Annotated in this window: 11 protein-coding genes and 1 pseudogene; 3 read left to right on the forward strand and 9 right to left on the reverse strand. The window is 68.5% G+C overall.

Annotated elements, in window-relative coordinates:
* Window positions 1–54 precede the first annotated feature (54 nt).
* Window positions 55–111 (forward strand): annotated as a pseudogene (locus ACFVWG_RS17795) (hypothetical protein); the annotation flags it as partial.
* 156 nt (window positions 112–267) lie between these two features.
* On the opposite strand, the gene ACFVWG_RS17800 reads toward ACFVWG_RS17795, so the two are convergent.
* From ACFVWG_RS17800 to ACFVWG_RS17815, 4 genes are all read right to left on the reverse strand, one after another.
* Window positions 268–513 carry a hypothetical protein gene (locus tag ACFVWG_RS17800; RefSeq protein WP_391544792.1) on the reverse strand — a complete coding sequence of 82 codons (246 nt, stop codon included), beginning with the start codon at window positions 511–513 and terminating at the stop codon, window positions 268–270.
* A gap of 683 nt (window positions 514–1,196) precedes the next feature.
* Window positions 1,197–1,745 carry a GNAT family N-acetyltransferase gene (locus tag ACFVWG_RS17805; protein ID WP_391544387.1) on the reverse strand — a complete coding sequence of 183 codons (549 nt, stop codon included), beginning with the start codon at window positions 1,743–1,745 and terminating at the stop codon, window positions 1,197–1,199.
* Window positions 1,742–1,906 carry a hypothetical protein gene (locus tag ACFVWG_RS17810; protein WP_391544388.1) on the reverse strand — a complete coding sequence of 55 codons (165 nt, stop codon included), beginning with the start codon at window positions 1,904–1,906 and terminating at the stop codon, window positions 1,742–1,744. Before ACFVWG_RS17810 ends, ACFVWG_RS17805 begins: the two co-directional genes overlap by 4 nt.
* 333 nt (window positions 1,907–2,239) lie before the next feature.
* Window positions 2,240–3,604, reverse strand: a complete 1,365-nt coding sequence (locus ACFVWG_RS17815) for a PKD domain-containing protein (protein ID WP_391544389.1) — start codon at window positions 3,602–3,604, stop codon at window positions 2,240–2,242.
* 142 nt (window positions 3,605–3,746) lie between these two features.
* On the opposite strand from ACFVWG_RS17815, the gene ACFVWG_RS17820 reads away from it, so the two are divergent.
* Entirely contained in the window at window positions 3,747–5,579 is a 1,833-nt protein-coding gene (locus ACFVWG_RS17820) for a S8 family serine peptidase (protein ID WP_391544390.1), read from the forward strand.
* On the opposite strand, the gene ACFVWG_RS17825 is transcribed toward ACFVWG_RS17820, so the two are convergent.
* From ACFVWG_RS17825 to ACFVWG_RS17835, 3 genes are all read right to left on the reverse strand, one after another.
* On the reverse strand, window positions 5,569–8,358 hold the full coding sequence (locus tag ACFVWG_RS17825; RefSeq protein WP_391544391.1) for an ATP-binding protein: 2,790 nt from the start codon (window positions 8,356–8,358) through the stop codon (window positions 5,569–5,571). The genes ACFVWG_RS17820 and ACFVWG_RS17825 overlap by 11 nt on opposite strands.
* Before the next feature lie 89 nt (window positions 8,359–8,447).
* Window positions 8,448–9,227: an SGNH/GDSL hydrolase family protein gene (locus ACFVWG_RS17830; RefSeq protein ID WP_391544392.1), complete on the reverse strand. Its 780-nt coding sequence runs from the start codon at window positions 9,225–9,227 to the stop codon at window positions 8,448–8,450.
* The gene (locus ACFVWG_RS17835) at window positions 9,224–10,498 is read right to left on the reverse strand and encodes an alpha/beta hydrolase-fold protein (RefSeq protein ID WP_391544393.1); all 1,275 of its coding nucleotides are present in this window, start codon (window positions 10,496–10,498) and stop codon (window positions 9,224–9,226) included. Before ACFVWG_RS17835 ends, ACFVWG_RS17830 begins: the two co-directional genes overlap by 4 nt.
* A 94-nt stretch (window positions 10,499–10,592) precedes the next feature.
* On the opposite strand from ACFVWG_RS17835, the gene ACFVWG_RS17840 reads away from it, so the two are divergent.
* Window positions 10,593–11,198 (forward strand): VOC family protein, encoded by a 606-nt coding sequence (locus tag ACFVWG_RS17840; RefSeq protein WP_391544394.1) that lies wholly within the window; start codon window positions 10,593–10,595, stop codon window positions 11,196–11,198.
* A 51-nt stretch (window positions 11,199–11,249) separates the two neighbouring features.
* Here the strand turns inward: ACFVWG_RS17840 and ACFVWG_RS17845 are convergent, their stop codons facing one another.
* Both ACFVWG_RS17845 and ACFVWG_RS17850 read right to left on the reverse strand, forming a co-directional pair.
* Window positions 11,250–12,350 carry a hypothetical protein gene (locus tag ACFVWG_RS17845; protein WP_391544395.1) on the reverse strand — a complete coding sequence of 367 codons (1,101 nt, stop codon included), beginning with the start codon at window positions 12,348–12,350 and terminating at the stop codon, window positions 11,250–11,252.
* On the reverse strand, window positions 12,347–12,850 hold the full coding sequence (locus ACFVWG_RS17850; protein ID WP_391544396.1) for a SigE family RNA polymerase sigma factor: 504 nt from the start codon (window positions 12,848–12,850) through the stop codon (window positions 12,347–12,349). Before ACFVWG_RS17850 ends, ACFVWG_RS17845 begins: the two co-directional genes overlap by 4 nt.
* Window positions 12,851–12,963: the final 113 nt, after the last annotated feature.

Below are 12,963 nucleotides of genomic sequence, written 5' to 3' on the forward strand. Positions count from 1 at the left end.
CATGCCTTGAATACCCGGGATCGTGGTTGTGTCGTGTGTGGCGCTCCACCGGTCATGTGCGATGCGCACCACCTCATCTCGTGGATCGACGGCGGTATCACGGCCGTCAGCAATCTCGTCTTGCTGTGCCGCCTTCACCATGTCGATCTGCACGCCGGCAAGTGGGTCGTCACCATCACCAACGGCCAGGTCCACGTCGCTAGACCAATGTGGGCCGAGCCGCCGTCGCGCCGACGTCGACTACCCGCAGGGCCCTCACCCGAGCCGTCACTGCCCGCCGCGCGTGCGGATGCTGCGGCCTGCGCGTCTGGTACCAATGAGCTCCGCACCGGCTACTCCAGTACCGAGCAGCCCAGTACCGAGCAGCCCAGGGCGGGTCAGCCCAGTACCGAGCAGCCCAGGGCGGGTGAGCCCAGTACCGAGCAGCCCAGGGCGGGTGAGCCCAGTACCGAGCAGCCCAGGGCGGGTGAGCCCAGTACCGAGCAGCCCAGGACGGGTCAGTCCGGCGTGCATCAGTCCAGCGTGAATCAGCCTGGCGTGGATGAGCGCGGCGTGGATGAGCGTGGAGTGAATGGATTGGGTGCGGCTGGGATCGGTGGGAGCCTGTGCGGCCGGGCTGGGAGCGGTGAGAGTGGTGAGAGTGGTGATGGCGAGGGTTCGGTGCTGGCGGCAACGGATGTTCGTGCGGCCACGCGTGCCATGTGGGGAGAAGATCTGTCGCCCGAACCGCCCGAACCGCCCGAACCGCCCGAACCGCCCGAACCGCCCGAACCGCCCGAACCGCCCAGGCGTCTCACGCGGTTGAGCGAGGGGGCTGACTTCGGTCCATGGGGTGAGGCGGACCAGGGACCTGCATCGCCGCCATGCGCGCCCCGTTGATCGGACGCCGGGGGAGCGCAGTGGGCTGCGTGCTGGAGACCGGCCTGCGGCTGAACGCCCTGGGTAGGAGGGGAGCAGGCGGGGGGTGACGTGCACTCCGACGTTCAGTTGGCTGGTGGAAGGCTCGCGGCTACCGCGATCACCCGCGCGCTCGGCTACGCGTCCCCGAGCTGATCGCCGACCGGCTCCCGCAAGCGAGCGGATTCCGGTCGCGGCCGCAGTCGCCGGCGCCATGATCCCGGTGGACGGCGGCGCCCTCCGGACCCTCTAGAGACCGGCGCCTCCGGACCTTCTAGAGACCGGCGCTTCCGGACCTTCTAGAGACCTAGGGCGGGGAGGTCGGACCAGGCGTAGACCGACTCGGGGAAGGCCTGGCCCTCGTCGAGGTTCAGGCGGCTGCCGATCAGCTCGGCGCCGAGGGATTCGTAGAAGGCCCGGGCTGGTGCGTTGGCGGTGAGCACTCCCACCAGCAGGCGGCGCATCCCCTGGCCGGCCACGTGACGGGAGATGTCGCCGATCAGCAGGCGGCCGATTCCCTCCCGCTGGCGGGACGGATCGACGTACAGAGCCCAGCATTCGGCCGTCGGGACCTCGCTCCGGGCGGTGTCGTCGTCCGCCCAGGGGTGGGGCGGGCCGACCATCGCGAGCCCGACCACCTCGCCGCTGCTGGACGCGACCGAGATGTACTCGCCGGGCGAGGGCGCGGTCAAGTCCCGTCGCCACGCGGCGGCTGACGTCTCGTACGTCCTGGACTGCAGCAGGTTCTCCGGGATCTGCCCCTGGTGCCCAGCCCGGAACGAGTCGACGAACACCCGGGCCATCGCGTCGGCGTCATCCACCCGCGCCGGCCTGACGATCACAGTCATGGGCTACTCGGCGCGCCGAGAATGCCGTTGCCGGCCGCGATGAAGAAGGTCACGATGTCCAGCTTGGTCAGACCGCGGTCGGCGAAGTACGGCTTGTCGGGATTACTGACCCGTACCGTCCTGCCGGCGATCTCCAGCTCGATAGCTTGTGCAGCCGCCATGTCGCGACCGTATCGCCCGGCACCGGCCAAAACCCCGAATTCAGCGCCATCGGGCAACTTTCGCTAGCTCTGGCCTCTTTTGGCGCCAGCAGGATTCGCCTGATGGGGGAGCGGAGGGAGATGGGGCCGCTGGCGGTGAGGGAGGCGAGCGGTTGGTGTTCGTGCCGGCGGTACGGGACTTCGGTCGCGATTGAGGTCAGCTCAGCGGCGAGTATCAGCGATAGTTCTCTGCAATGGGTGTTGTACAAGAGATCTTGAGTAACCGCTGGGGATTTTGCGTTGTGAGCAAGGGAAAGCCAACCGCGGCACCCGGAGAGGGGTGCCGCGGCGGGCTCACTGGGTGAAGCAGAAGCCTTGGGTGCCAACGCTCCAGCACTGGATCTGTTTGGTGGTGGTGTTGCTCAGGCCAGAGCGGTCAGTAACTTTCAGTTCGGCGGTGTAGGTCTTTTGGGTGTTGGGGTAGGTGTTGGTCGTCGTCACACCCGACCCGGTCTTACCGTCACCGAAGTTCCACGCGTACGACGCGATGTCGTTGTCCGGATCGGATGAACCAGTGCCGTTGAAGCTGCAGACCGCCCACTGACACTGCACCGTGAAGGAAGCGCGAGGCGGCTGACCGGCCGGGGGTGCGCCGGCCTGGACTTGCTTGGTGGTCGAGCCCGTCTTGCCGGCGGTGTCGGTGACGGTGAGCTTCACCGTGTAAGAGCCGGCCGTCGCATAGGTGTGCGAGGGCGTAGCGCCGGTACCAGTCTGGCTGTCACCGAAATCCCACGCGTACGACGCGATCGACGGACTCGACGCGGAGCCGTCGAACGAACACGTCAGCGAGCTGGCGCAGTTCGCAGTGAACGAGGCAGTCGGGGCGTCCGGGTCGCTGTACTTCTTGATGGTTTCGTTGGCCCAGTCGCCCATCACGCCGGTGAGTTTGCCCCAGGCGCCGTAGCTACCGCAACCGGTCTTGACCCAGGAGGCGACGCCGACGATGACGCCGTCGACGAGCATCGGGCCGCCGCTGTCGCCTTGGCAGATGCCGTCGTGGCCGTCGGCGTAGCCGCCGCAGATCATGTAGGTGTCGTTGAAGGAACCGAACGAGCCGCAGGTGTTGCGGCCGTCGACGAGCGGGAAGTTCTCGACCTTCTTCAGGTGGCCGAACTCGTTCTCGCCGTCGCGCACGCGACCGTAGCCGAGCAGCAGCGCCTTCTTGCCCGGGTCATCCAACGTTGTGTCGGAGGAGTCGGCGACCCGCGGGTACTTGTAGCCGGCCGGGATCGGGATGTCGGTCTCGGTGACGACGATGCCGACGTCCCAGCCTTGCTGCCAGCCGTTCGGGGGCTGGTAGTTCGGGTGCTGCAGGTACTCCTTGACCGCGAGCTTGGTGCCGCCGGGCTTGGTGAGGTCGTCGGAGCCGTAGAGCATCGACTTCGCGCCGTCGCCGTTCTTGCAGTGCGCGGCGGTGACGATCACGCGCCGCGCCACGACGGCCGACGTACAGGTCTGGCCTTGGGGCCGGGTGCCGCCTTCGCGGAGCATCGCGATGACGAAGGGGTAGTCGGCGACGGAGGCCTGCTGCCCGCCGATGATCTGGGTGGTGGGCGGGTTCTGGTTGGGCGGGGTCGCCTCGTACGACGGTGGGGCGGCGTGCGCGAGTCCGGGGCTGAAGGCGATCAGTGCGGTGAGGGCTGCCAGTAGTCGTCTCATGACCGCAGGATCGCCAACGGCCGGAGCGCGAACAATCCGCGCACGGGTCCGTAGGGGTACGCATCTATTACTACCTATCCCACTACGGATTGTTCCGCGCAGGGCTCAGCTCGACAGTGGCTGCAGATCCGAAGGAGGAACCATGCGAGGAAAGTCCATTGGGCTGTTCGTCAGCACCCTGGCCTTGGTCGTGGCCGGTGCCGGCAATGTCCAGGCGGCGCCGACCGGAACCGTTCTGAATGCCGGTGCGCCCGACACCGTCCCCGGTCTGTACATCGTCGGCCTGTACGGCGGTACGTCGCTCGCCCCGGCCGCGATGCCGACCGTCAGCGCGGAGGCTGGCGTACTGGCTGATCGGTACGGCGGCAAGGTCCGCAACGTGTATTCGGCGGCCCTGCGTGGCTTTGCCGTGAAGATGTCGGACGGGCAGGCGCGCCGGCTCGCGGCCGATCCGAAGGTCGAGTTCGTCCAGCAGTCGTTGTGGGTGCACCGGGCCGATGCCAAGAGCAACGCGTACGGCGCCAGCGTGGCCACTATCGCTCGCAGTCTCGCGGCACCGACCGCCGGGGAGCAGCCGAACCCGCCGTCGTGGGGTCTCGACCGCATCGACGGGGTCAAGGACAGCGTCTACAAGTACCCGAACACTGGTACCGGTGTCACCGTCTACAACACCGACTCCGAGCTGAACACTGACCACGTCGCGTTCGAGGGCCGGGCCAAGTCCGGGTACGACTTCGTCGACGAGGACGCGAACGTCAACGAGTGCAAGAGCCCGACCGATCAGGGCCACGGCACGCATACGTCCGGTACGTCGAGCAGTGAGACGTACGGCGTGGCCAAGGACGTCACCGTGATCGGCGTGAAGGTGCTCGGCTGTGATGGGAACGCCCCTGACGCGGACTCGATCCAGGGTGTCGACTGGGTGACCCAGAACGCGGTCAAGCCCGCAGTGGCCAACGCCAGCTGGACCTCCGGCGGCGCCAACGCCGACCCCGAGGGCGTCAACCGGGCGGTCAAGGCATCGATCGCTTCCGGTGTCGTCTGGGCAGTTGCTGCTGGCAACGACAACGGCGGTAGTGCCTGTACGCCGAGCCCGGCCAAGGTGCCGGAGGCAATCACTGTCGCGTCGACCGACTCCAATGACAGCCGGTCGAGCTTCTCCAATATCGGGTCCTGCGTGGACCTCTTCGCGCCCGGCGGCAACATCACCTCGGCCAGCAACTCCAACAACAACGGCAGCAAAGGCATGTCCGGTACGTCGATGGCCACGCCGCACGTGACCGGAGCAGCCGCCCTGTACCTGTCGGCGAACCCGAGTGCGACGCCGCAGCAGGTTCGGGACGCGCTGGTGAACATGGCTCAGGAAGGCAAGGTGCAGAACCCGGGCGCCGGTTCGCCGAACAAGCTGCTCGACGTCAGCAAGATCGGTGGCGGTCAGCCGGGCGGTCCGACTGCCTCCTTCACTGCGAACTGCGCCAGCTCCCTGACGTGTTCGTTCGACGGGTCCGCGTCGAGTCCGTCGATCGCGTCGTACGCGTGGGATTTCGGTGACAGCCAGACTGGTACCGGCGCTACCCCCTCGCACACCTATGCGACGGCTGGCAGCTACGCCGTGAAGCTGACGGTGACGGACACCGCCGGGAAGACCGGCAACACCACGAAGCAGGTGCAGGCTGGTGCGCCGCCCGCGGGTCAGCCGCCGAAGGCGTCGTTCACGGTGCAGTGTCAGTGGGCGGTGTGCAGCTTCAACGGCACTGGTTCAACCGATCCGGACAACGACATCGCGTCGTATGCGTGGAACTTCGGTGACGGTAAGACCGGGTCAGGTGCGACGACGTCCAACACCTACCCCAACACGCAGAAGACCTACACGGCGGAGTTGAAGGTCACCGACCGAGCCGGTCTGAGCAACTCCACGACCAAGCAGATCCAGTGCTGGGGCGTGGGTGCGCAAGGCTTCTGCTTCACCCAGTAACGCGGCCGAGCTCGGCGCGGGAGACCGCGCCGAGCTTGCGCAGCACCTTCGCGACGTGTTGTTCGACCGTGCGAGGGGAGAGGAACAATACCTCGGCGATCTCGCGGTTGGTCAGTCCCTGCGAGACAAGCCGGGCCACATCCTGCTCCCGCGGTGACAGCTCCAGCCCGTAGCCCCGGCGGCCGCGGCGGGATGGAGCGGGTGTGCCGCGGGAGCGCAGGTCGTAGCGGCAGCGCGCCGCATCACGAGTCGCACCCAGTACGTCGTACCAGTCGGCCAGCGCGGGCAGGTCCCGCGTATCGGCTCGTTCGGAGGCGAGCGCGGCGAGGTAGACCGCGTCCAGAGCGCGGTAAGCGGCCTCGGCCTCGCGGTAATGCGACCGGCCGTCGTCGCTGAGCTCGCCACGGCACGACGACAGCGCCGCATGGGCCAGCGGCGCGTCCCGACCTGCGATCCCGGCCGCGAACTCCTTGACGAGGGCGACGGCTTCAAGAGTGCGGCCGGTGGCGAGGAAGGTGCTCACGGCAACGGGTGCGAGGTCGGCGGCCCAGACCCAGATGCCCTTGTGGCGCACGAGGTGCAGGCCGCGCTCGACGCTGGTCGAGGCGGCGACCAGGTCGTCCTGTGCGAGCCACATCCGGGCCAACCCTGCGAAGCCGCCGATGGCGATCGGCGTGATCGAGTCCTGCGGGCTGTCGACGCCGGTGCGGCTGAGGTGTTCGGCGGCGGCCGGCCATTCGCCGCGGGTGATCGCGAGGAAGCCGAGGACGAGGCAGAGTTCGCTTGCCACTGGCAACAAGTCGCGGTATTCGGCGAGCAGGCGGGTGGCGCGTTCGGCCAGGCCGGACCAGTTCCCGGTGTACCAGTCGAGCCGGACTTCCGTGGACCGCGCGGTGCTGACCACGAAGGGGCTGCCGGCCTCCGCGGCCAGCCGGACTCCGCTGGTCAGGAAGTCACGGGCCTTCTCGAAGTGGCCGATCGTCGTGCAGGAGTCGGCGAGGTTGCAGCGGGTGCGGGCGAGCTGGCGCCGTTCGGCCGGTGACTCGACGGTTGTGGGGAGGGTGGACAGCTTGGACAGTACGTCGGGTTCGCCGATCGCGAGCCGGGAGCCGAGCACGTTGGCCAGCAACGACATCCGGACCTCGAGGTTGTCGCAGCCGGCCAGGTAGTCCTCGACTCGCTCCAGCCACGGGAGCTGTTCGGCCAAGGGCGTGTCGCCGATGAACGTCGTACCGAGGAGGGCTGCGCCGCCGGCGGCGAGGTCGGGGCGCTCGGCGAGTTCGTCGACGGCCTGTCCGATCGTGACGCGGGCCTCGGCGATCCGGCCGCCGTTCTGGCGGACCATGAGTCGGCCGAGCAGCAGCCGGACCTCGCCGCGGGCCGCGGTCGACAGGCGGTGGTCGCTGAGGACGCGCTCGAGGGTGGTGACCGGATCGTGCTGGTCGAGACCGGCGTAGGCGACCGACCCGAGTTTGGTGGCGAGCCGGTCGACCTCGCTGGTCGGAAGGTCGGGTTCGGCGAGCAGCTGCTGGAGCAGTCCGGTAGCGACGGCGGGGTCGCCGACTTCGGTGGCGCGGTCGGCGGCCTCCTCGCCGTACCGGAGCCAATCGGTACGGCGGCCTGCGCGGCGACTGTGTTCGGCGAGCTGCACGAGTGGTGGCGGCTCGGTGTCGCGGAGGGCGGCGATCGCGCTCAGGTGCAGCTGGCGGCGGGCCGGTCCTTCGAGGGAGTCGTACACAGCCTGTTGCGCGAGCACATGGCGGAAGCCGTACTGATTAGGCCGGGTCTCGTGCAGTACGCCGGCGCGGGCGAGCTGGATGAGGGCCAGCTCGGCGTGCTCAGGATCGATGGCAGCGACGACCGACAACTGCTCAACCCCAGCCGGTACGCCGAGGACCGCGGCGGCGTGGACGACGCGGTGCGCGAGTTCGGGGAGGCCGGCGAGGCGGTCGGCGAACGCGTCGCGTAGGAGCACCGGGACCTCGACCTCGTCGGGGAGCCGGTCGGCCGTGCCGTGCAGCGACCGCAGCAGCTCTTCGACCACGAAGGGGATTCCGGCGGTTCGTTCGTGCAGGCGATCGGCGAACTCTTCACTGACCGGTTCGTGTTCCAGGATGGCGGCCGCCAGGACCCGTACGGCGTCGACGTCGAGTGGGCGGAGTTGGAGGAGGATCCCGGCCACGTGGTCAGGCGGTCGGTACGCCGTACCGAGGGGGAGGTGGCCGGCGAGATCTTCGCGGCGGTAGGTGATCACGACCGACAGGTTGGGTGGCGGGTCGGCCATCAGGAAGCGCAGCAGTTGGCGGGTGCCGTCGTCGGCCCATTGCAGGTCTTCGATGACCAGGACGGCGGGGCCGATCGCGGCGAGGACCTCGCGGGTTGCGCGCAGGGTGCGGTGCCGCTCGGCGTGTGGGTCGCCGATGGGTTCGGGCTGGGGCGGTAGCAGGTCGGCCAGTTCGGGCAGGAGCGGGCGCAGTGCTCCGGCGACCGGGCTGATGGTGTGGAGCTTGGTGCCGGCCAGGGACCGCAGTGCCTCGATGACTGCGCCGTACGGGAAGGGTTCGCGCAGGTGCTGGCAGTGGCCGACGAGGGCCTTGAGCCGGGCGAGCTCGGGATGGGCGAGCAGTTCGTCCACCAGGCGGGTCTTTCCGATGCCGGCTTCGCCTTCGATCATCACGACCGTCGAGCGGCGTGGCACGGTCGAGACCAGGACCTGCAGTTCTTCGCTCCGGCCGACGAGAACGGGGGAGCTCGTGCGCAGCAGATTGCGATGAGGCATGGTCACTCCCTCGGGGGCGGCGGGGGTCGTGTCGCTCAATACACCGTTCGAGGGGACCCTAGTTCGTGACCGCCCGTCGTGGAAGGACTTCAGCCAGTTAGCTTGTGGGGAGCTGGTGTGGCCTTGAGCAGCAGGTTGGCGATCAGCGCGTGCCCGGCCGCGTTCGGGTGGTCGCCGTCGTCGGCGAGCAGGTTGGTGATGTCGGGTGCGGTCTCGAAGGGCGTGTACAGATCCACGTACGTCGCGTGCGCGGCCTGCGCGACCTCGGCGATCACGTGATTGGTCGCCTGGGTCAGGGCGAGCGTCGCGTTCTGACCGTCGAGCGGGTAGAGCCTGCGGGCGACCTCGCCGTCCTTGAAGACGTTCCAGTAGCCCGTGATCAGGACCTCGGGCGTGCGATGGGTGTCCAGCTCGTCGATGCGGTCGACGATCTGTTGCAGATTGGTGCTCAGGTCGGCGAGCTCCTCGGTGACGCATTCGGTGGTGCAGCGGCCGGCGGTGACGTCGTCCTCGTGGTCGGCGAAGTCGTTGGCGCCGATGGTGAGCAGGACGTAGTCGGCGTCGGTGGCGGCCTGTGCCATCTGTGAGCTGGAGCGGTCGAGGTCGTCGAGCAGGCCGCCGGAGTCGAGTCCGCCGACGCCGAGGTTGTGCACGGTGACTCCGGTGCCGGTCTTGTTCGCCAGCAGGTCGCCGTACGCGGCTGGGAAGGCGTCGCAGTAGCACTGGTAGCCGGAGGTGACGGAGTCACCGAGTGCCAGCACGCTGAGGTTGCCGGGTGGGACCTGGAGCGGGATCGGGCGGGCATCCGCTGCGGCGGTCGTGGTGACCAGCGCGAGCGTGACGAGGAAGTAGAGGAGTCTGCGCGTCACGCCGACCTGTGGTGTGCGGAGAGCTGGCCGGCCAGCCAGGGAAAGGACTTGGCGAACGCCGGGCCGGCGAACTGCCAGACATGCGATCCGGGGGAGACCTGCACCGTGGTCGGGATGCCGACCTTGGCTGCCGCCTTCGACAGCATGTGCGCCTCCCGCTGGTGGGTCTTCTCGGCGGTGCTGGTCAGGAACATGCCGCTCACGCCCAGGTACTTGCCGTGGGCATGCATCACCTTGAGCGGCTCATTGGCCTGTTCCAACGCCACGTCGCCACCGTACAACTGGACCAAAGTGTCGTGGTCGTCGCCGCTGTTCGGCTCCAGGTCGCCGGAGATGTCGACGAAATGGGTGAACACGTCCGGGTGCTCGACGACCAGGTCGATGGCGCAGGTGCCGCCCATCGAGAAGCCGGCGACCGCCCACTGCGCGGGGTTGCGGGAGGCGCCGAAGGTGGTCTCGACGTACTGCGGGATGTCGCGTGCCAGGTGCGTCGCGGCGTTCCCACGGGGGCCGTCGACGCACTCGGTGTCGTTGTCGAACGACGCGGTCGCATCCACGAACACCAGTATGGGTGCAACCCCGTGGTGTTTGTGGGCATACGCGTCGGCCGTGTTGACGGCGTTGCCGAGCCGCACCCAGTCCGCGGGCGCGCCGCGTTCGCCGCCGATGACCTCCACCACGGGCAGTGCGGGGTGGTGCTTGGCGCTGCGGAACCAGACCGGCGGCAGGTAGACCAGTTCGGCGCGGTGGTCGAACCCGCTGTACGTCGCCGGGATGTTGACCGACACGAGTTTGCCCGTTCTCGGCAGCGTGTGACCGCCGGAATCGTGGGCGAGCCCGGTCATCGACACCTGTCCGGGCAGTGGCGTGTCGGTGAAGTCGTTCAGCGCCGAGTCGACCGTCGGGTAGTAGCCGACGAACTGGTTGATCTGGTTCGCGCAGACGAGCGTCGCCATCCCGATCGCGAGCACTGCGACCCCACGCCGCCACCACCGCGCACTACGCCAACCTGCGATCAGGACGACGAGGGCGGTCAGCCCGACCCCGAGCCACAGCCACACCCCGAACGGCAGCGGATCGGTGATCCCGGCCAGCGCTGCGCCCGGGTACGACGCCAGCAGCGCCCCGACCGCGGAGAGCCCGATCACCAGGGGCAGGATCCGCACCCGCCACCGACGGTCCCGCCACCCGATCGCCACGATCAGCAACCCCACTGCAAGTACCTCTAGCGTCGCCGGAAACCACCCGCCGAGCAGTGAGATCCCGTTCATCCCCAGCCCCCTCACGATTTGACGTCCACCTGCGAGACGCCGATCTGGCCGCGGAGGTTGGCACCGAACATTGCGAACGCTTTACGGTCTGACCATGACTGCCGCGCTGCTCGACCATCTTGTCTTCGCGACGCCCGATCTCCTCGCGACCGTCGAGCGGTTCGCCGCCGCGACCGGCGTCCGGCCGGTCGAGGGCGGTCGGCACGAGGCGTGGGGGACGCGGAACTACCTCGTCGGGCTGGGAGGTCCGGCGTACCTGGAGTTCATCGGACCGGATCCGCAGGCGTCGGAGGTGTCGATGTTCGACGTCAGCGGTGAGCGGCTTCTCACCTGGGCGATCCATCCCACGGACCTCGAGGCCGCCCTGGCCGCGGCGCGCGCGGCCGGTGCCGACCTGGGTGAGATCTTCCCGGGGTCGCGGACGACGCCGGCCGGTGACGTGCTCAGCTGGCGGGTCACGGGGACCGAGCCTTCCCCGTACGACGGTGTCGTCCCGTTCCTGATCGATTGGGAGGACACCACGCACCCGGCCACGAACCTGCCGGTCGTGGAGCTGCTCGACTTCCGCGCCACGCACCCGCAGGCCGACGAGGTCCGCTCGGTCCTGCGGGCGCTGTCAGCCGACCTGCCCGTCACCGAAGGGCCCGCCGGCCTGACCGCGACGGTGCGCGGGCCGGCGGGCGCCTTCCTACTTAGCTAAATGGCGCGCCTGCTTAGCTAAATGGCGCGCCTGCTTAGCTAAATGGCGCGCTCAGTTAGCGGACAGGGTCAACCGCTCGCCGTGCGGGGCGATGTCGCGGGCGATGACGGTGCAGGTCGTGTACGTCCCGTCCAAGAAGCATGTGGACAGATCGTTCCCGGCGACGGCGACGAACGTGTCGTCCGACAACCACTGCCCGAACATCCGGAACTCCTGCCCAATCTGGATCCGGTGACCCGTCACGTCGTACAGGTGCGGTGAGGCGCCGTCCGCTGTGAGGGAGACGTAGGAGCCCTTGGGAGAGATGCTGGCGGACAGCTGTTCGGGCGAGCCGTTGAACGCCTCGAGCGCCTGGGGAGCCGGGGGTGTCGTGTCGGTGCGGAGGTAGACGTATCTGCCGGTGTTCTCCGGGCCGGGTGCCAGGAACACATAGCGACCGGCGCCGGCCGCGACGGTCGAAACCGCGCCCTTCGGCAGTTCCACAACACTGGTGCTGGGCTTGGCGGGTAGGGCGAACCCGAAGACTTCTGATGCTCTGCCGATATAGGCCGCCCGGTCGTCGACTCCGATCAGCCCGGACCCTACGACCTGGGACCACTCGAAGCGCTTGCTGTCTTTCGGCGGAGGCTCCGTGTCGTACTCGGCCTTGTCCGTCCGGAGGTTCGTGAGGACGGGTATGGTGCCCTTCACCCCCGACGTGACCCAGGCGGCATAGTCGCCGGCGGCGTAGAACTTGCTGCCTGGCTCGATCGTGGCGACTGTGCGGGTGGTGCGGCCGTCGGCGAGGTGGAGGGTGTTGCTGCCGGCCTCGGTGTAGAGGAAGCCGAGGTTGGTCCGTACGAGGCGGTCGAGTTGTTTGGCGCCGGTGTCGATCTTCGCGTCGCCGAAGTGGATCACGCCGTTGACCGCGTACGTCGGACGGGCCTCGCTGAACGGCAGTCCCGCGACCGGTGGCTCGTTGACGGTACTGCGGACCACGACGAGGCTGGTGGCGACCACGGCCGCGACGGCGAACGCCGTACCGAGGACTGCTCCGACGCGGCGCCGGCGGATGCGGCGGCTGCCGGTGGCGATGAGGGCGTCGAGGTCGAGTGGTGGCGGCTCGGAGCCTGCGGCCTGGGTGGTGAATGTGTCTTTGAGCAGGTCGGTCACTGCAGGGCTCCTGTCATGTCCAGGGAAAGGACTTGGTCGCCGAGCCGGTCGCGGAGTTTGCGCAGCGCGACCGACACCTGGCTCTTCACGGTGCCGACCGAGCAGTCGAGGACCTCGGCGGTCTGCACCTCGGTCAGGTCCTCGTAGTAGCGCAGCACGAGGGCGGCACGCTGGCGCGGCGGCAGTTTGAGCAGTTCGTGCCAGAGCCACAGCCGGGTGCCGGTGTCGTCGGCGGGGGCGATCACGTCGGGCAGGATGTCGTGTGGGCGCTCGTGCCACGACTTGCGCCGCCACCAGTCGATCGCGGTGGTGGTGATCACTTTGCGTGTGTACGCCTCGGCCGCGGCGGGGTCGCGCATCCGGCGCCAGGCGACGTACGTCTTGATCAGGCCTTCCTGCACCAGGTCGTCGGCCAGGCCGCGCTCACCGGCGAGCAGGTACGCGTACCGGTAGAGGGCTCCGTGCCGCCCGCGAGCGAACTCGGCGAACTCCTCGCCCATCGGGCTCCTTCCATCGGGCGTGCTGTGTCGTTCGCCCTGACGGGTTCACTGTCCCAAAGGGTTGGATCAGGCGGAAACCGTCGCTCCAGGTTGCCGTTGGGTTACCGTGTGTC

It is taken from the genome of Kribbella sp. NPDC058245 (assembly GCF_042882005.1).
Lineage (GTDB): Bacteria > Actinomycetota > Actinomycetes > Propionibacteriales > Kribbellaceae > Kribbella.

What these genes read in the sequence shown, in the direction of transcription:
- ACFVWG_RS17840 (WP_391544394.1), top strand. Translation starts at nt 10,593, where the DNA reads ATGACTGCCGCGCTGCTCGACCATCTTGTCTTCGCGACGCCCGATCTC.
- ACFVWG_RS17805 (WP_391544387.1), bottom strand. Translation starts at nt 1,745, where the DNA reads ATGACTGTGATCGTCAGGCCGGCGCGGGTGGATGACGCCGACGCGATG.
- ACFVWG_RS17810 (WP_391544388.1), bottom strand. Translation starts at nt 1,906, where the DNA reads ATGGCGGCTGCACAAGCTATCGAGCTGGAGATCGCCGGCAGGACGGTA.
- ACFVWG_RS17835 (WP_391544393.1), bottom strand. Translation starts at nt 10,498, where the DNA reads ATGAACGGGATCTCACTGCTCGGCGGGTGGTTTCCGGCGACGCTAGAG.
- ACFVWG_RS17850 (WP_391544396.1), bottom strand. Translation starts at nt 12,850, where the DNA reads ATGGGCGAGGAGTTCGCCGAGTTCGCTCGCGGGCGGCACGGAGCCCTC.
- ACFVWG_RS17800 (WP_391544792.1), bottom strand. Translation starts at nt 513, where the DNA reads ATGCACGCCGGACTGACCCGTCCTGGGCTGCTCGGTACTGGGCTCACC.
- ACFVWG_RS17820 (WP_391544390.1), top strand. Translation starts at nt 3,747, where the DNA reads ATGCGAGGAAAGTCCATTGGGCTGTTCGTCAGCACCCTGGCCTTGGTC.
- ACFVWG_RS17815 (WP_391544389.1), bottom strand. Translation starts at nt 3,604, where the DNA reads ATGAGACGACTACTGGCAGCCCTCACCGCACTGATCGCCTTCAGCCCC.
- ACFVWG_RS17825 (WP_391544391.1), bottom strand. Translation starts at nt 8,358, where the DNA reads ATGCCTCATCGCAATCTGCTGCGCACGAGCTCCCCCGTTCTCGTCGGC.